This is a genomic window from Sphingomonas sp. UYEF23 (genome assembly GCF_040546165.1).
Taxonomy (GTDB): Bacteria; Pseudomonadota; Alphaproteobacteria; order Sphingomonadales; family Sphingomonadaceae; genus Sphingomonas; species Sphingomonas glacialis.
In genome coordinates, this window is sequence record NZ_JBEPNG010000013.1 from 24,139 (window position 1) to 41,503 (window position 17,365).

A 17,365-nucleotide genomic window follows, 5' to 3' on the forward strand; every position below is an offset into this window, starting at 1 on the left:
ATTGATTTCTGGGAGATGGTGACCGCGCCTAAGCGTTAGGCTGCGGGTCACGCACTGCGCTGGAAAATGGCTCCCCGAGTTGGATTCGAACCAACGACCAAGTGATTAACAGTCACCTACTCTACCGCTGAGCTATCGGGGAACACTGCAGTGGCGTGCCTATAGCAGCGGGTTTCGCGAACGCGCAAGGCCCGTAATGCGCTTTTATCGCAATGGGCTGAATCCGCGGAGTCCACGCAGATATTGCGTCTCGATATCGAGTACCGAAACCCCGTTGCCCACCTCGACCGTCGCGTTGGCGAGCGGCGGGCGCGCGCGGCCGATGCGGGTGTTGCTGCGCAGCCCGACGCCATCCTGCCAGAAGTCGAACTTGTCCTGCGCGCGGCGCGAATGGAGGAACAGCAGCGCATAGCGCCCCGGATGCGGTACGCGGATGCACATCGCGACTTGCCCAGCGACCGGCGCGTCGACGGTCACGCGGCGGAACACCTTGCCCTCGGCAAGGAGCTCGGTGTCGGAGCGCATGAAGTCGGCGTCGTTCGCGGGATAGAGCTCGAGCTTGAGCTGCCCGCGGCGGTCCTTGAGATCGAGCACGTTGACTTGGATCGCCGGCCCCTTGCCCGAGCTGCAATGCGCGGCATCGGTGCCCATGATGCCGCCGGCCTGCGCAACGCTCGGAAGTGCCAGCATCGCGCCGCAGACGCCCAGCGCGAGATTCAAGATCGTCTTCATCCTCAGTCCCACATACGGTGGCGTATCGCCCACTTCAGAACCGCAGCCCGAACACCACATTGGCGATCGGGTTCATCCCGCCGCGCGCGCGGTTGCTCAGCCGGTCCATGGCGCGCGGCAAATTGGCATTGGCGTTGCCGATCAGGCTGCCGACCTCGACCCCGAACAGCGCGTTCTTGAAGGTGCCCGTATAACCGACCGTCGCGGCGGGCGTGTGGCGGTTGAAGCCAGTCCGCACCGCATTGCCGCTGCCAGGCAGACGCGGGTTGTACAGCAGGCCAGCAGTCGCCTTCTCGGCGTCCTTGAGGAAATTGGCGACCTGGAAGAAGCGCATGCCGGCGGAGAGCCGCAGGCCGCTGCCGCCGAGCGGATAATAATCGATCATCGAGCTCGCGAAGCGATGCTGCATCGGGCCTGTAGGATCGCCAAGCGGGCTGATGCTTGTTGAAGTGGTCAGCAGATCGGTGCGCACGCGGAAATCGGGGGTGAGTTTCGCCTCGACCGGCAACATCCGTTCGACGACCGTGGACAGCGGCGAATCGAGCGCGTCCGCCGGCGCGGCGGATGCGGCGACCGGCATGGTCGCGGCGATCAGTCCCAACGAAATCCCGAGCGCAATCCGCATGGCCATCCTCCCGAGCCGACCGCAAGACGCCCCCGCCTGCAATCGCTCTCGATACCGTGACGGCGCCAGCGCGAGAGAACCGCCAGATACCGTTCCCGGCTGCGACAAAACGGTTCGTCGCATCGACGAACGGATTTCCGCATTCGTCATCGCCGCGTCAGTTGCGGTTCATGTGGCCCGCGCTATCGGTGACGCGACCAGAAGATTGGCGGAGCCTTGCGCCACCTCGATCGTTCTGCGCTTCATGGCCCGCACGGCACGGTTCGCCGCACTGGACCGCCTCTGGAGATCGAAATGCCGATAGCTTCCCCAACGCTTAGAAAATCCCTGGTGGTCGCGCTCGGCGCCGTCACCCTGCTGACGTCCGCTTGCGCTACCGAATCCACCTATGGCCCCGCGGTCGGACGCGGCTTCGAACGCTCGGGCTATAGCGATCGCCAGATCGAGGCGAACCGCTTCATGGTCAGCTTCTCGGGCAACAGCTACACCGCGCGCGACACGGTCGAAAAGTATCTGCTGTATCGCGCAGCCGAACTGACGGTGCAGAACGGTGGCGATTATTTCGTCTTCGCCGATCGCGAAGTCGACAAGAAGACGCGCACCTATACCACGCCCGGAATCGGCGGGTATGGCGGCGGCTTCGGTTATGGTGGCGGGTTCGGTGGCGGCTATTGGGGCCCGAGCTGGCGCTATCGTGGCCGCGGCTTCGGCTGGCGCAGCTGGGATCCGTATTTCGGCGATCCCTTCTTCGACCGCGGGATCGACGTCAACACGATCGACAAATACGAAGCCAATGCCGAGATCGTGATCGGCAAGGGTCCGAAGCCCAAGGACAACATTCGCGCATTCGACGCGCATGACGTTATCGCCAACCTCGGGCCGAGCATCGTCACGCCCAAGTAATTCTCCGCCCGGTCGCGCCCAGCGCGACCGGGACCGGATCGCGAACACGAAAAAGCCGCACCCGCTCTTGAGCGGATGCGGCTTTTTTGTTGGAGCGGCGCCCGTGGGCGCCGCGTCCTTAGTAGCGGTAGTGGTCGGGCTTGAACGGGCCCTCGACCGGAACGCCGATATAGCCAGCCTGCTTCGGGGTCAGCTGCGAGAGCTTCACGCCGAGCTTTTCGAGGTGGAGCGCTGCAACCTTCTCGTCGAGGTGCTTCGGCAGGACGTACACTTCGTTCTTGTAGTTCTCGCCCTTGGTCCACAGCTCGATCTGCGCGAGCGTCTGGTTGGTGAACGATGCCGACATCACGAACGACGGGTGGCCCGTGGCGCAGCCGAGGTTCACCAGGCGGCCCTTGGCGAGAATGATGATCTGCTTGCCGTCGGGGAACTTCACTAGGTCGGTGCCCGGCTTCACTTCGTCCCACTCATAGTTCGACAGCGCGGCGATCTGGATCTCCGAGTCGAAGTGGCCGATGTTGCAGACGATCGACATCGGCTTCATCGCCGCCATGTGCTCGGCGGTGATGACGTCGGCATTGCCGGTCGCGGTGCAGAAGATGTCGGCGCGAGTCACGGCCTCTTCCATCGTCACGACTTCGAAGCCCTCCATCGCGGCCTGCAGCGCGCAGATCGGATCGACTTCGGTGACCATCACGCGCGCGCCGCCGTTGCGAAGCGACTGCGCCGAACCCTTGCCGACGTCACCGAAACCGGCGACGCAAGCGACCTTGCCGGCGAGCATCACGTCGGTCGCGCGACGGATCGCGTCGACCAGCGATTCCTTGCAGCCGTAGAGGTTGTCGAACTTCGACTTCGTCACCGAGTCGTTGACGTTGATCGCCGGGAACGGCAGCTCGCCCTTCTTGGCGATCTCGTACAGGCGGTGGACGCCCGTCGTGGTCTCTTCCGAAACGCCCTTCAGGTTCTTGACGGTCTCGGTCAGGTAACCGGGATACTTCGCCACGAACGCCTTCAATGCGCGCTGGAATTCGACTTCCTCGTCATTCTCGGGCTCGCCCATCGTGTGGCCGGCTTCGAGCTTGGCGCCCCACAGCGCGAACATCGTCGCGTCGCCGCCATCGTCGAGGATGATGTTGGCGGTCTGGCCGTCGGTGTCAGCACCCCAGTTGAAGATGTCGCCGACATAGTTCCAATAGTCGGCGAGGCTCTCGCCCTTGATCGCGAACACGGGGACGCCCGTCGCGGCGATCGCGGCAGCGGCATGGTCCTGCGTCGAGAAGATGTTGCACGTCGCCCAGCGGACGTCGGCGCCGAGCGCGGTCAGCGTCTCGATCAGCACTGCGGTCTGGATCGTCATGTGCAGCGAACCAGTGATGCGCGCGCCCTTCAAAGGCTGCGATGCGGAGAATTCCTCGCGCAGCGCCATCAGGCCGGGCATCTCGGTCTCGGCGATGTTGATTTCCTTGCGACCGAAATCGGCAAGCGTGATGTCGGCGACGACATAGTCGTTCGCAGGGCGGTCGAGAACGGTGGCCACGGGGCTATCTCCGGTTGTGTGATGCCGCGCCCCTACCCGCAAAACGCCTCCGGATCAAATATAAAGATATCTTTATGTCTTGCCCGGAAATCCGGAAAACCGTCTCACGCCCGCCCGGCCTCGCTGACCAGCAGGCGCGGATCGATCCCGGCAATCGCAAAACCCGCCTCCCAGCGGGCGTCGGCCGCGACGTCGTACAGGAGATCCGGCGTTGCCGCGACGTTGAACCAGCCATGCCGCGTCATCTCGCCATCGAGCTGCCCCTCGGACCACCCGGCATAACCGAGCGCGACAAGCCAGCGCGACGGGCCGCGGCCCTCGGCAATCGCCTTGAGCACGTCGATCGTCCCCGACAGCCCCCACAGCGCACCCGCCGCGCCGGCCACTTCGATCGTATCCTGTCCTGCCCAATCGAGCGTGTGAAGCACGAAGCCGCGCCGCGGCTCGACCGGGCCGCCGAAATGCACCGGGGCGTCGGGCGCGACGCCCGGATCGATCTCGAGCTGCTCGAGCACGGCGTGCAGCCCCAGCCCCTCGATCGCCGTGCCGACCCCGATGCCGAGCGCGCCCTCCGCGTCATGCGCGCACATCGCGATCACGGCATGATCGAAGCGCGGGTCGCCGATACCGGGCATCGCCAGCAGAAACTGGCCGGTAAGGAAAGTCGCTTGATCCATGCAACGAACATAGGCCCGTGCCGCGCGGCTCGCCACGCTTGAAATTCACGTCCGCCTGCACGACGTACGGCGCGCCGCTCGCACTTTCTTCACCGGGCGGCGCAACAGGAGAGATTTCCATGACGATCAGCGTCGGCGACCGTATCCCGAGCATCACCCTCACCAAGGCCACGGCCGATGGCCCCGATCAAATCAGCTCGGACGAGTTCTTCAAGGGCCGCAAGGTCGCGCTGGTCGCGGTACCCGGCGCCTTCACCCCGACCTGCTCGGCGCGTCACCTGCCCGGCTTCGTCGACAAGGCTGCCGAACTCAAGGCCAAGGGCGTCGACGAGATCGCGTTCACCTCGGTCAACGATGCCTTCGTTATGGGCGCATGGGGCAAGGCGAGCAACGCTGGCGACATCGTGATGCTCGCCGACGGCAATGCCGATTTCGCCAAGGCCGTCGGCCTGACCTTCGACGGTTCGAAGTTCGGCATGGGCGAGCGTAGCCAGCGCTATTCGATGCTGGTCAATGACGGCGTCGTCGAGCAGCTGAACGTCGAAGCCCCCGGCGCGTTCGAAGTCTCGTCGGCCGAGCATCTGCTGAGCGAAATCTGACCCTCGTCGCGGCGAAGCGAGCGATCGCGACGCCGCGCCGATCGCGCTCACGGAACCTGGCCCGTCTCAATGAGTTGCTAGGGATGAGTTCATTGGAAAGGGCAGTGCCATGAGCGACCACAAGACTGATTTCACCAAGTCCGCGGCCAGCACGACCGAAACGATCATCGAGCAGGCCGAAGGTCTGTTCGAGCAGGCCAAGGACGCCGTGACCGAGGCGTTTACCGCGACGGTCGACGCGGCCAAGGCCAACCCGCTTGCCGCTGCCGGAATCGCGGCAGGTGCAGCAGCGGCGATCGCCGGTGCGGCGTTCGGGGCGAGCAAGCTGCGCGCCAAGGATGACGAGCCGACGAAGACCGACGCGAAGGCCTGACAGCCTGAAGATCGCGTGCCATCCCGGCCAACGTCGGGGTGGCGCCGACTTGCCAGCGTAACGGTCCCGGTTTAGCCCTTTGGGATGACGCAAGCATCCGACATCGTCGCCGAACTCGATCGGCTCTATCGCGCCTCGGTGGCGCGGCTTCAGCAGGCGCTGACCGCCTATCTCGCGACGGGCGAACAACCCGCCCCCGAAAGCCGCCACGATGGCAGCTTCGCCTATCCCGAAATCCACCTTCACTATCGCGGCGGGAGCGACCGGCCGACGCCGATGCGCTCGTTCGGCCGGCTGGTGACCGAAGGCGATTACGCGATCAGCGTCACCAAGCCCGCGATCTTTGCCGACTATCTCACCGAACAGTTGACGCTGCTGATCGAGGATTACGACGTCACGGTCGAGGCGGTCCCCGGGCGGCAGGAAATCCCTTTCCCGTATGTGATCGATCCCGGCCATGCGCTCAGCCTCGACCAGGTCTCCGCGGTCGAGCTCGCTCGCTATTTCCCGGCAACCGAGCTCGCGCATATCGGCGACGAGATCGCCGACGGCCTTTATGCCGTCAGCGACGGCGTACGCCCGCTCGCGCTGTTCGATGGCCTGCGGACCGACTTCTCGCTCGCGCGGCTGCGGCATTACACAGGGACGCCGCCCGAGCATGTCCAGCGCTATGTGCTGTTCACCAACTATCACCGCTATGTCGACGAGTTCGTCCGCTGGGCGTTCAGCCAGCTCGCGCCTGGATCCGACGGCACACCATCGCGCTACAGCGGCGTGTCGGGTGCGGGCGGCGTGCTGCTGCGCGCGGGCGACGATGTCGAGGCGGCGCTCGCCGATACCAGCGCATGGCGGCGGCACCAGATGCCGGCCTATCATCTGATGGCGGCGGACGGCACCGGCATTACCCTTGTCAATATCGGCGTCGGCCCGGCGAACGCCAAGACGATCTGCGATCATCTGGCGGTGCTGCGGCCCGAGGCGTGGCTGATGATCGGCCATTGCGGCGGCCTTCGCCCGAGCCAGCGGATCGGCGATTATGTGCTCGCGCACGCCTATCTGCGCGACGATCACGTGCTCGACGACGTGCTGCCGCCCGTGATTCCCGTCCCCGCGATCGCCGAAGTCCAGCTCGCGCTCGCCCGCGCCGCCGAGACGATCTCGGGCCAGTCGGGCGACGAACTCAAGCGGCGGCTGCGCACCGGCACGATCGTCACCACCGACGACCGCAATTGGGAGCTGCAATATTCGCGCAGCGCCCTGCGCTTCTCGCTCAGCCGCGCGGTCGGGATCGACATGGAATCGGCGACGATCGCCGCCCAGGGCTATCGCTTCCGCGTGCCGTACGGGACGCTGCTGTGCGTCTCGGACAAACCGCTCCACGGCGAATTGAAGCTGCCGGGGCAAGCCAACCGCTTCTACGAACGCGCGATCAGCGAGCATATGCGGATCGGCATCGAGGCGTGCGAGGAATTGCGCCGCGAGGGGCAGAAGCTCCACAGCCGCAAGCTGCGCGCGTTCAACGAACCCCCCTTCCGCTAAGCCACGCCCCGTTGGGGGACACCCCGGCGGCTTCGTGCGTTACGCAAGCTCAACGAACAAGGACGACCCCATGGCAACGCCGCCCAAAAAGCCGACCGATACCGAGTCCAAGCGCCCGGCGGCGGACGCATCCGCGACGCCGACCAAGCCTACCCCGCCGGCCAAGGCTAAGCCCACAACCCCGCGCAAGGCAGCGGCCACCAGCAAGACGCCGGCTGAAGCCTCGGTAAAGGCGACCCCGGCCAAGGCCCCTGCCCCGCGCAAGCCCGCCAAGCCGCGTCCGACGACCTCGACGCGCGCGACGGCCAGCAAGCCAGCGACCGCGCGCAAGGCGCCTGCCAAGACGCCTGCCGCCGCCGCAACCACGCCGCGCGCCAAGTCAGGGAGCCGCTGGGGCAAGGCCACCGTCGTCGGCGGAATCGCCGCGATCGGCGCCGCCGCCACCGCCGCGCTCTTCGCGCTACGCTCGAGCACGCCGCGCGACGAAAAGCTCAACCCCGGCGAGCACGCGCATCAGGCCGATGGCACCGATTCAAGCGCGTCGTTCGAAGCCGGGATCGCCGATGAAGGGACGATCCCGAACTGAGTGCTCCCTGCCCTATCGGGGTGTCAGCGCATAATCGATCCACACCGTCGCCCGCTGGCGGATTTCGCCACTGGCGAGCGGCGGCGCCGGGCTCGAGACGCGGTACAGCATGCCCGTGCCGTAAAGCTCGGACGATCCGACGTTGCCGCGCTCGCTGACACGGATCACCCGGCCGACCTTGAGACCTAACCCGTCTGCATAAGCCTCGGCTTCAACCCGCGCCTTTGCGATGGCATCACGCCGCGCTTCCGCGACCGCAGCCGTTTCATCGCGCAGCGCCAGGTTCGGACCGTTGACCGAATTGGCGCCGGCCGCGAAAGCCGCCGCGATCACATCCGGTGCGATGGCGAGCCGGTTGAGTGTGACGCCGACGCTGTTGCGCGCGACATAACCCGTGATCTGCGCCTGTCCCTCATAATCGCTCGGTCCACTGCGCGCGAAGCGCGGCTGCACGTTGATCTGCTGGGTGCGGATCAAGCGCGGCTCGACCCCGGACGACCGCAGCGCGGCGACGACCGCCGCCATCTGCGTCGCGTTGGCGTCGGTCGCAGTGCGCGCGGTGGCGCCGGTGCTGATGACGCCGATCGACATCGTCGCTTGGTCAGGCTGCGCCGAAGCCTCACCGACGGCCTGGATCTGCAGGAGTGTCTCGCCCGGGAGTAGCGTCGTCTGCGCCACCACGGGCGCGGCGACAGCCAAGGCTGCTGATGCGACCCAATATCTTACCATCCGCTTGGCTTCCCCTGGTTCTGCTTGTCCAACCACGCCTTGAGCGGTGCGAAATACTCGACCATCGCCTGCCCCGACAGCTCACGGCTGCCGGTGAACGCCTGCAGCGCCTCGGGCCACGGCTTCGACTGGCCCATCGCGAGCATCGCATCCAACTTCGCGCCGACTTCCTTGTTGCCGTAGAACGAACAGCGATGCAGCGGCCCGGTCCAGCCCGACTGCTTGCACGCCGCCTGATAGAATTGGAACTGGTAGAGCCGCGCGAGGAAGTAGCGCGCATAGGGCACGCTCGCCGCGACATGGTATTTCGCGCCCGGATCGAAGCGCGTCTCGTCGCGCGGCACCGGCGGGACGATCCCTTGATACTTCAGCCGCAGCTCGTTCCAGCTCTTCTCATACTGCGCCTCCGGCGTCGCGCCCGAGAATACGCCCCAACGCCATTTGTCGATCAGCAGGCCGAACGGCAGGAACGCGACCTTGTCCATCGCCTGCTTGAGCAGCAGGCCGATATCCTTGTCGGGGCTCGGCACCTTGGCGGGATCGAGCAGGCCGATCTTGACCAGATAATCGGGCGTGATCGACAGCGCGACGAAATCGCCGATCGCCTCGTGAAAGCCGTCGTTCGCGCCATTGCGGTAGAGGAAGGGCTGCGCGTTATACGCGCGCTGATAGTAATTATGGCCCATCTCGTGATGGATCGTGACGAAGTCGTCGCCATTGACCTTGGTGCACATCTTGATCCGCAAATCGTTGACGCTGTCGACGTCCCACGCCGAGGCATGACACACGACCTCGCGGTCGGCCGGCTTGACGATCTGCGAGCGCGCCCAGAAGGTATCGGGCAGCGGCTTGAAGCCGAGCGAGGAATAGAAGCCCTCGCCGGTCTTGAACATCTTGATCGGATCGTAGCGCTTGGCCTTCAGCAGATCGCCGACGTCGTAGCCGACATCGCCTGCGCCTGCCGGGGCGACGACATCATAGATATTGCCCCATTCCTGCGCCCACATGTTGCCGAGCAGGTCGGCGCGGATCGCGCCGGTTTTGGGCTGCACCGCATCGCCATATTTCGCGTTGAGCTTCCAGCGGACATAGGTGTGGAGCGCTTTGTAGAGCGGCTCGACCTGCTTCCACAGCGTGTCGGCGGTCGCTTCGAACTGCGCCGGTGTCATGTCGTACCCCGAGCGCCACAGCGCGCCGACATCGGCATAACCGAGCCCCTTCGCACCCTGGTTGGCAATGACGACTTCGCGCGCGAAATCCTTGCGCATCGGCGCGCCGACGGCGTCGTGCCAGCTGACCCACATCTCCTTCGACTTGGCGGGATCGCGCACCTCGCCCATCGCCGCCTCGATGTCGCTGCCGTTGATCGGCTTCCCGTCGAGCGTGCCCTTGCCCTTGCCGTAATCGGAGCCGAGCTTGGTCACGATCGTCGACAGCTCGGCTGCAGCACCCGGCGTGGTCGGCGCGGGCAGCGTCAGGCCGTTGCGAAGCAAGTCGAGCTTACGCTTGGTGTCGAACGACAGGCCGGGCAGGCTCGCATATTTCGCGGCCTCAAGCGCGAGGCGGACCTGCATCTCGGTGCCCTCGGCGCCGAACTTGGCGGCGATCGCATCGGTGTCATCGGTGATGTAGGTCGCGTTAATCCACGCCGCCTGCTGCGCGGGGGTCGAGAAATCCGCGAGCTCCTTTTCCGCACGCGCGACGAAGGCGTCGGCCTCGGCGGTGGTCGGTGCGGCCGTCGCGGCAGCGGGCGCCGGCGCGGCCGCGGCGAGCGTCGGCGTGGTCGCCAGCGCCAGAACGAGCGCGAGCGAAGAAATACCTGTGCGGATCATGGAAAGCCCCGTTTTGCGTGATGCGGCAATCTGTGCCGCATCCCGCGCCCGGTCAAGCCGCGAGAAACTCTGCGATTGCTGCGCCGAGCTCGGGCTTGAGCACCGCGCTCATATGGTTGCCCGGCACCGACCGGAAGGTCGCATGCCGCATCGCTTCGGCGAGCGCCTCGCCCGAGCCGTTGTCGTCGTCATCGACGCCGGTGACCACGAGGGTCGACGTCTCGATCGCCGCGATCGCTGCGGCGGGCGTATCGACGAACGTGTCGAGGATCCGCAGCAACGCCACCGGATCGCCGCCCGTGGTCTTGAGGAACGCCTCGGTCAGCCACTCGCTGCTCCCGCGCGCGAAGCTGCCGAGATTGGTCAGCACGTTGTGGAAATAATGCCCGCGCCCCGAGGTGTGAAGGATGCCCTCGAGCCCCATCCCCGACAGCACCGCACGGCGTGGCGTCGCGCCATTGGCAAGCATCCGCATCGTCGTACGCCCACCGAGCGAATAGCCCGCGAGATCGTAATCGGAGAGCCCGAGGTGCTCGATCAGCGCGAAGCCGTCGCGCATCAGCACGTCGGGCGGATAGCTGGCGGCATCATGCGGCTTGGCGCTGTCGCCGTGCGCGCGCAGATCGGGCATGATCACGCGGAAACCGGCCTCGGCGATCTTCGCGGCGTGGCCATATTTGATCCAGTTGATCGTCGCGTTCGAGAAGAAGCCGTGGATCAGCACGACAGGGCGCCCCTCGCCCATTTCGCGCCATGCCAGGCGGGTGTCATCGAAGCTCTCGAAGAACTGCGGTTCAGTCGGGGAGTTTGCCAAGCGCTTTCATCCATCGATCGGCCGTGGAGGGATTATCCGCCACGCGCGTCGTCGTCGGAAGGTCCTTAGTGTCGAGCCATGCCGCGTGCCAAGTCTCCGGCGAGAAATGCTGCATCGGGCGGTAGCGCGACGGGTCGTCGAAGCTGCCGACGGTGATACAGATCGGACACGCGGGCTGCGTCTACTGAGCGTGCCCGCGCCGAACCGTCACAGCAGCCGAGCATCATGCGACAGACGGCAGGATGGCGTCCTTCCCCCGATCATGTGCTGTCGACCGATGACATCCCACAAGGTCGAAAAAGGCCCGCGGCGAGTCGTCACGCTGTCCGGCAGCGTCGAAGAAATGCCAGAGATCCAAATTGGGGATCAGCAGATGCGCTGGCGCGGCGCTGCCGCGCTTGGGCAAGCTGGACAAGAAGCGATAGCGGGAATCGAGGAGGAAGAAGTCCAGGTCTCCCCTGCGCTCCACCCGTCGCTGCGCCTCCAAATCTTTGGACCGATCGATCAATGCGGTCCCGCGGATGTGGCGCCCACCGTCGGTGCCGCCATACCAAGGCAGCCAGTAACTGGTGCGCCCGGTCTTTACGCCGTGGACAGCCACCACCACGCCTTGCGGCCAGTCGTCGTTGATCGGCGCATTTTCGAAATGGAGCGTGACACCCGGATTGCTGCGCAGGACGTAGCGCGCATTCGCGACGGGGCACATGTGCACCGCCGCGACCGCCAGCAAACCGAGTCCGATCATCAGTCCCCCTTGTTGAGATACCGCCGCCCGAGCAACTCCGCGATCTGCACCGCGTTCAACGCGGCACCCTTGCGCAGATTGTCGCTAACGCACCACAAAGACAAGCCATTCTCGACAGTCGAATCCTCGCGCACGCGGCTGATGAACGTCGCATATTCGCCGACGCATTCCACCGGCGTGACATAGCCACCGTCCTCGCGCTTATCGACCAGCATCACCCCGGGCGCCTCGCGCAGGATTTTCTGCGCCTGTGCCGCCGAGATCTCGTTCTCGAACTCGATGTTGATCGATTCCGAATGCCCGACGAACACCGGCACGCGCACGCAGGTCGCGGTGACCTTGATCTTTGGGTCGAGGATCTTCTTGGTCTCGACCACCATCTTCCACTCTTCCTTGGTCGATCCGTCGTCGAGGAAGCTGTCGATGTGCGGGATCACGTTGAACGCGATCTGCTTGGTGAACTTCTTGGCTTCGGCCGAATCGCCGACGAAGATGTTGCGCGATTGCTCGAACAGCTCGTCCATCCCCGCCTTGCCCGCGCCCGACACCGACTGATAGGTCGAGACGACGACACGCTTGATCTTGGCGAAATCATGCAAGGGCTTGAGCGCGACGACCATCTGCGCGGTCGAGCAGTTCGGGTTGGCGATGATGTTGCGCTTGGTATAGCCCGCGATCGCGTCAGGGTTCACTTCCGGCACGATCAGCGGCACGTCGGGATCCATGCGGTAGAGCGACGAATTGTCGATCACCGTGCAACCCGCCGCGGCAAAGCGCGGCGCGTGTATCTTGGTCCCTTCCGAGCCGATCGCGAACAGCGCCATGTCCCAGCCGGTCGGATCGAAATGGTCGATATTCTGGACCTTGAGCTTGCGCCCCGTCTCGCCGAAATCGACCTCGTCGCCCTGGCTGCGCGACGATGCGACGACGGCAATATCGTCGAGCGGGAACTCGCGCTCCGCCAGAATATTGAGCATTTCGCGCCCGACATTGCCCGTCGCGCCCGCGACCACGATCCGATAACCCATAACTTCCTCCAATTCGGAACGCGCCCGTAGCGACATTACGCCGGCGCGTCCAATCGCTTTGCTAATCGTGCGTGCGCGCCTGCCAGGTCGCATGGGTTATTCCATGGACCGTTGCGAGATGATCGGTCAGCGCATCGAGCTCGCTGACCGCTATATTGGTACTGACGAGCTTGGCCACAATCTCCACCCGGTCCTCGCCACGCGAGATGATGTCGAGTTCGGCGACGGGCAGCTGCGCGGTCTCGAGATGCTCGGTCAGCAGGTCGCCCATCGGGCCGGCGTCCTCGGCGTCGGTGGTGATCGTCACGCTATACGTCGCCTCGACGCTGCGCCCCTCGAGCGGGATGCGGTTGATGGCATCGACCAGCGGGCGCAGCATCGTGTTGGCGAGGATGACGAAGCCGGTCAGCAGTACCGCCTCGGCGATCATGTCGCTCCCCGCGATCGCGCCGACCGCGGCCGAGCACCAGAGGGTTGCGGCGGTGTTGAGCCCGCGGACGTTCATCCCCTCTTTCATGATCACGCCCGCGCCGAGGAAACCGATCCCCGACACGACATAGGCGATGATCCGGATCGACTCGACGTCGCCGCCGAGCCGCTGCCCGAGATCGACGAACGCCGCCGATCCGAGCGCGACCAGCGCATTGGTGCGCAGGCCTGCGGTCCGCTGGCGATACTGGCGTTCTGCACCGATCAGCGTGCCGAGGATGAAGGCCGCGACGTAGCTGACGACGGTGTCGAGGAACGGCCAGAGGTGGAAGGTGGTGAGGAACCGCATGCGGCGGGCCTTATGGGAGCTGGGCGGCTGGGACTAGTGGAAGACTCATAGGGTAGCCCCCTCCTTCGTCATTCCCGCGAAGGCGGGAATCCATATTGGCTGGTCGCGCGAAATCGAGTGCGTCAGTGTCAATGGATCCCCGCCTGCGCGGGGATGACGGATGAGGGTTTGGCCTATTTCTTGTCCTTCACGTTGCGATCGAGGAACGTCAGGATCGTCCCCCACAGATGCTCGCTGATCCCCGGCCCACCGACGCGGTGCGTATAACCCGGGTAGAACATCATCTCGAACGGGGTCGCGGTCGCCTGCATCCGTGCCGCAAACGCCGTCGAGTTGGTGAACACCACATTGTCGTCCGCCATACCGTGGATCAGCAGCAGCGGATCCTTTATGTCAGGCGCCTTGCCGAGCGCGTCCGACGCAAGATAAGCCTGCTTGTCCGCCACCGGCGAGCCCATGTAGCGCTCGGTATAATGGGTGTCGTACTGCTCCCATTGCGTCACCGGCGCGCCCGACACGCCGGCGGCATAGACGCCCTGGTTCGCCTCGAGCATCTTGAGCGTCATGTAGCCGCCATACGACCAGCCATAGATCGCAACCTTGGCCGGATCGACGAACGGCTGGCTCTTGATGAACTTCGCGCCCGCAAGCTGGTCGGCGACCTCGACCGTCCCCATCGCGCGGTAGATGTGATCCTCGAACGCCTTGCCGCGATTGTACGAGCCGCGATTGTCGATCTGGAAATAGATATAGCCGTGCTGCACCAGGTACTGCGGCAACGCGCCGCCCCAGCCGCGCGTGACCTGCTGCCCGGTGCCGGGGCCGCCATAATGCTGGAAGAAGACCGGATATTTCTTCCCCGGCTCGAGCGGCGGGGTGATCATCTCGTAATAGAGCTCGGTACCGTCGTCGGCCTTGATCGTGCCGAACTTGGTCTGCTGGTGGCTGGCGAGATACGGGTAGTATGGATGCCCTGGCTTGATCGCATTCTCGTTGATCCACGACAGCCGCTTGCCGTCGACGTCGGCGAGATAGACCTGCGTCGGCTGCGTCGGGCTCGAGCGCGAGACGATCATCCGCGTCGCGGCGTCGTCCATCGTGCCGTTGTTCCACCAGCCGGCTTCGGTGAGGCGCGTGATTACGTTCGGGCGCGCGATGTCGACCGAATAGAGGTGCTGCTCGAGCACGCCATCCTTATTACCGGTAAAGAACAGCCGCCCCTTGGCCTCGTCGACGCCGAGCAGCGCCTGGACGACCCAGTCGCCCTTGGTCAGCGCGGTCCACGTGCCCTTGTCGAAGCGATAGAGATGGCCGAAGCCGGTCCGCTCCGACCGCCAGATCAAGCTCCCGTCCTTCATAGGACGATAGGCGTCGGACAAATTGAGCCAGCTGCGCGTGCCCGATTTCTCGGTGAACAGCACCGTGGCCTTGCCCGTCGCAGGATCGACCTTGAGCATGTCGAGCGTCTTCTGGTCGCGGCTCTCGCGCTGGACGAGCAGCGCGCTGCCGTCGGGCGTCCAGTCCACGCGTGCGAGATAGATGTCGGGGTTAGTGCCGAGATCGACCTTCACCTTCCCCGACCCGTCCGCCTTCATCACGTACAGCGCGACCGCGACGTTCGGCGTACCAGCGGCAGGATAGCGCTGGTCATAAACCTTGGTCCCGTTCGCCCCGATCGCGGCGCGCGTGACGATCCCGACGGGCGCCTCGTCGAAACGCTCGACCGCGATGTGGCTGTCGGCAGGCGACCACCAATAGCCCGTGCGCCGGTCCATTTCTTCCTGAGCGACGAACTCCGCCTCGCCCCAATGCACCGTGCCACCGCCATCGCTGCTGACCGCGCGCGCATCGCCGCCGCCGAGCGGCTGGACGAAGAGGTTCTGCCCCCGCACGAAGCTGACGAAGCCCCCCTTCGGGCTGATCACCGGGTTGAGCGCGCCGTCGCCCGGCGCGTTGGTCAGCCGCCGCGTGGTGCCGTCGAGCCCGGCGAGATACAGGTCGCCGTCGATCGGCACCAATATCGTCTTGCCATCGGGCGCCCAATCATAGGTCACGATCCCCTTCGAGCCCGCGATGCGCGCGCGCTCGCGCTGCATCTTCTCGGCTTCGGACAGCTCGGCCCCCGAGCCGACCTTCTTCGAATCGACCAGCATCCGCTCGACGCCGGTGCGCGTGTCGCGCGCCCACAGGTCGAAGCGCTCCTTCTCCTCGGCGCGCGGGCGCAGCGAGGTGAGCAGCGTGCCATCGGGCGAGAGCTTGACGCCGCGCGGCTGGACGCCCGAGAGATCGGGGCTGCCGAACACAGCCTTCAGCGTCAGCGGTGTGGCGACGGGATCAGCAGCCATGGCCGGCACCGCCGCACAGGCGAGCATCACGCCCGCAAAAGCCCAACTCGCCCGCATCCCGCATCTCCAGTCCCTGTCGCGCCCCAGACGGGCGGTGGAGCGCGCTTATCGCGGGCCCCGCGCGCCAGGTAAAGGGACGTTAGGCGAGTGCCGGCGCGCCCTCGGCCTGCGGCGCGCGCGGACGCGTGCGCCATGGCAGCACGCGCTGCTCGACCAGCGACCGCCACGCCCATTCGACCGGCGCGATGTCGTACTGCCGCACCCACAGGTTCGCGCCGACCAGCAGCACCGCGTCGATCACGAGCGCGGTCACCATCAGCGGCCCCCAACTCATCTTGCCGTACAGGCCGAGGACGAACGGCGGATACAGCACCCACAGGCAGATCAGCGTCTGCGCGATGTAGATCGACAGCGCGGTCCGCCCCGCCGCAACGAAGGGCCGCAACAGCCGCGCGCCGAACACGGTCGAGACGAGCAGGTTGATCAGCGCGACATGCCCGAGCGTCATTGCCTGACGCGCAATCTCGTAGCTCGCCCAGAAGGTGTAGGGGCCGTTGCCGAACTGCATCTGCTCGTGCGCGCCGATCATGCGGAGCGGGATCCCGACACCATAGGCGATGACTGCCATCCCGACATAAAAGCGCCGCGACCGCCGCCCCTGCAGGATGCCGAGCTTGTAGAGCGCCGCGCCGAGCAGCATCACGCTCGCCGCCTCCCAGACGAACAGCACTTCGAGAAATTGCGATTCTATGTCGAGAAAGCTGTGCCATTGCGCCGCTGCCCAGGTCGCGAAGGTGCCGGTCCGCGCGGCGTCTTCCGCCGCAATGTCGCTGCGCGATTTGGCCTTGGTCTCGGCGCGCTTCTTGGTCTTCTCGGCCTTGTTCTTGAGCAGCTTGCGCTCGTCGGCGGTCGGCTTGGCACCCGCCGCGACCTTGGCCTCGATCGCAGCGACCTGCGCACGCGTCTGCAGCGTCTGATAATAGCCGAAATAGCCGCCGCCGACGAGTTGGAACAGCGCGAGCGTCAGCCCGATTATGATCAGCAGCCGCGGCCGCAACCGCCGGAACAGGAACGCCACCAACGCCGCCAGCCCATAGGTGTGCAGGATGTCACCAGGCCAGAGCAGGATGAAGACATGGACGAGCCCGAAGGCGAACAAGATCAGGTTGCGGACATAATAACGCCGCAGCACGACCCTTTCGCCCGCCCGTTCGGCGACACGGTCGGTCAGGATCACCATCCCCGCGCCGAACAGCATCTCGAGCATGCAGCGCGCCGTGCCGTTGGCGAACACCTCGCGCAGCCACCACGCCACCTGATCGCTCGCCGACCAGCCGAGATGGCGGATGTCGTCGAACGAGGCATAGAGCGACTGCCCCATGTCGTTGATGTTCATGAACAGGATGCCGAGGATCGCGACGCCCCGCAGGATATCGAGCACCGCGATGCGCGGCGCGCCATCGGGTTCGGCGGCAGTGGTGATCGCGACGTCGGACATGTTTCCCCCCATGGCCTCAAAT

At 65.4% G+C, this 17,365-nt stretch carries 17 protein-coding genes and 1 tRNA gene; 5 read left to right on the top strand and 13 right to left on the bottom strand.

All coding sequences use genetic code 11. The annotated features are described in order from the left end of the window. Window positions 1-67: 67 nt before the first annotated feature. The 3 genes from ABIB28_RS17385 to ABIB28_RS17395 all read right to left on the bottom strand — a co-directional run bounded on the left by ABIB28_RS17385 (window position 68) and on the right by ABIB28_RS17395 (window position 1,363). Window positions 68-142 (bottom strand) — tRNA-Asn (locus tag ABIB28_RS17385). 62 nt (window positions 143-204) lie between these two features. Beyond that, window positions 205-732, bottom strand: a complete 528-nt coding sequence (locus ABIB28_RS17390; protein ID WP_165954452.1) for a DUF2141 domain-containing protein — start codon at window positions 730-732, stop codon at window positions 205-207. Window positions 733-766: 34 nt separating this feature from the next. Beyond that, complete coding sequence (locus tag ABIB28_RS17395) at window positions 767-1,363, bottom strand: hypothetical protein (RefSeq protein WP_354289320.1); 597 nt, start codon at window positions 1,361-1,363, stop codon at window positions 767-769. A gap of 288 nt (window positions 1,364-1,651) precedes the next feature. Between ABIB28_RS17395 and ABIB28_RS17400 the strand changes: the two genes are divergently transcribed. Continuing rightward, window positions 1,652-2,260, top strand: a complete 609-nt coding sequence (locus tag ABIB28_RS17400) for a CC0125/CC1285 family lipoprotein (RefSeq protein ID WP_133187513.1) — start codon at window positions 1,652-1,654, stop codon at window positions 2,258-2,260. Window positions 2,261-2,378: 118 nt separating this feature from the next. On the opposite strand, the gene ahcY is transcribed toward ABIB28_RS17400, so the two are convergent. Then, complete coding sequence (gene ahcY, locus ABIB28_RS17405) at window positions 2,379-3,800, bottom strand: adenosylhomocysteinase (protein ID WP_189676925.1); 1,422 nt, start codon at window positions 3,798-3,800, stop codon at window positions 2,379-2,381. A 104-nt stretch (window positions 3,801-3,904) separates the two neighbouring features. Beyond that, window positions 3,905-4,477: a YqgE/AlgH family protein gene (locus tag ABIB28_RS17410; protein WP_133187509.1), complete on the bottom strand. Its 573-nt coding sequence runs from the start codon at window positions 4,475-4,477 to the stop codon at window positions 3,905-3,907. A gap of 119 nt (window positions 4,478-4,596) precedes the next feature. On the opposite strand from ABIB28_RS17410, the gene ABIB28_RS17415 reads away from it, so the two are divergent. The 4 genes from ABIB28_RS17415 (at window position 4,597) to ABIB28_RS17430 (ending at window position 7,574) form a co-directional block, all read left to right on the top strand. Next, window positions 4,597-5,076 (top strand): peroxiredoxin, encoded by a 480-nt coding sequence (locus tag ABIB28_RS17415; protein WP_354289321.1) that lies wholly within the window; start codon window positions 4,597-4,599, stop codon window positions 5,074-5,076. Between the two features lie 109 nt (window positions 5,077-5,185). Beyond that, a complete protein-coding gene (locus tag ABIB28_RS17420; RefSeq protein WP_354289322.1) occupies window positions 5,186-5,449 on the top strand; it encodes a hypothetical protein in 264 nt (87 codons plus the stop codon). Between the two features lie 84 nt (window positions 5,450-5,533). Beyond that, on the top strand, window positions 5,534-6,988 hold the full coding sequence (locus tag ABIB28_RS17425; protein WP_354289324.1) for an AMP nucleosidase: 1,455 nt from the start codon (window positions 5,534-5,536) through the stop codon (window positions 6,986-6,988). 70 nt (window positions 6,989-7,058) lie between these two features. Next, complete coding sequence (locus tag ABIB28_RS17430) at window positions 7,059-7,574, top strand: hypothetical protein (RefSeq protein ID WP_354289325.1); 516 nt, start codon at window positions 7,059-7,061, stop codon at window positions 7,572-7,574. Window positions 7,575-7,586: 12 nt separating this feature from the next. Here ABIB28_RS17430 and ABIB28_RS17435 read toward each other — a convergent pair whose 3' ends face one another. From ABIB28_RS17435 to ABIB28_RS17470, 8 genes are all read right to left on the bottom strand, one after another. Then, window positions 7,587-8,273 carry an SIMPL domain-containing protein gene (locus tag ABIB28_RS17435; RefSeq protein ID WP_354289327.1) on the bottom strand — a complete coding sequence of 229 codons (687 nt, stop codon included), beginning with the start codon at window positions 8,271-8,273 and terminating at the stop codon, window positions 7,587-7,589. A gap of 23 nt (window positions 8,274-8,296) precedes the next feature. Then, entirely contained in the window at window positions 8,297-10,135 is a 1,839-nt protein-coding gene (locus tag ABIB28_RS17440) for a M2 family metallopeptidase (protein WP_354289328.1), read from the bottom strand. 52 nt (window positions 10,136-10,187) lie between these two features. Further along, complete coding sequence (locus ABIB28_RS17445) at window positions 10,188-10,949, bottom strand: alpha/beta fold hydrolase (RefSeq protein WP_354289330.1); 762 nt, start codon at window positions 10,947-10,949, stop codon at window positions 10,188-10,190. Window positions 10,950-11,172: 223 nt separating this feature from the next. Then, window positions 11,173-11,694: a hypothetical protein gene (locus ABIB28_RS17450; RefSeq protein WP_354289332.1), complete on the bottom strand. Its 522-nt coding sequence runs from the start codon at window positions 11,692-11,694 to the stop codon at window positions 11,173-11,175. Next, a complete protein-coding gene (locus ABIB28_RS17455; protein WP_189676917.1) occupies window positions 11,694-12,722 on the bottom strand; it encodes an aspartate-semialdehyde dehydrogenase in 1,029 nt (342 codons plus the stop codon). Before ABIB28_RS17455 ends, ABIB28_RS17450 begins: the two co-directional genes overlap by 1 nt. A 61-nt stretch (window positions 12,723-12,783) precedes the next feature. Next, window positions 12,784-13,500, bottom strand: coding sequence for an MgtC/SapB family protein (locus ABIB28_RS17460; protein WP_189676916.1), 717 nt, complete (start codon window positions 13,498-13,500; stop codon window positions 12,784-12,786). 173 nt (window positions 13,501-13,673) lie between these two features. Continuing rightward, complete coding sequence (locus ABIB28_RS17465; protein ID WP_354289334.1) at window positions 13,674-15,902, bottom strand: S9 family peptidase; 2,229 nt, start codon at window positions 15,900-15,902, stop codon at window positions 13,674-13,676. 82 nt (window positions 15,903-15,984) lie between these two features. Beyond that, window positions 15,985-17,343 carry a DUF418 domain-containing protein gene (locus ABIB28_RS17470; protein ID WP_354289335.1) on the bottom strand — a complete coding sequence of 453 codons (1,359 nt, stop codon included), beginning with the start codon at window positions 17,341-17,343 and terminating at the stop codon, window positions 15,985-15,987. Window positions 17,344-17,365 lie beyond the last annotated feature (22 nt).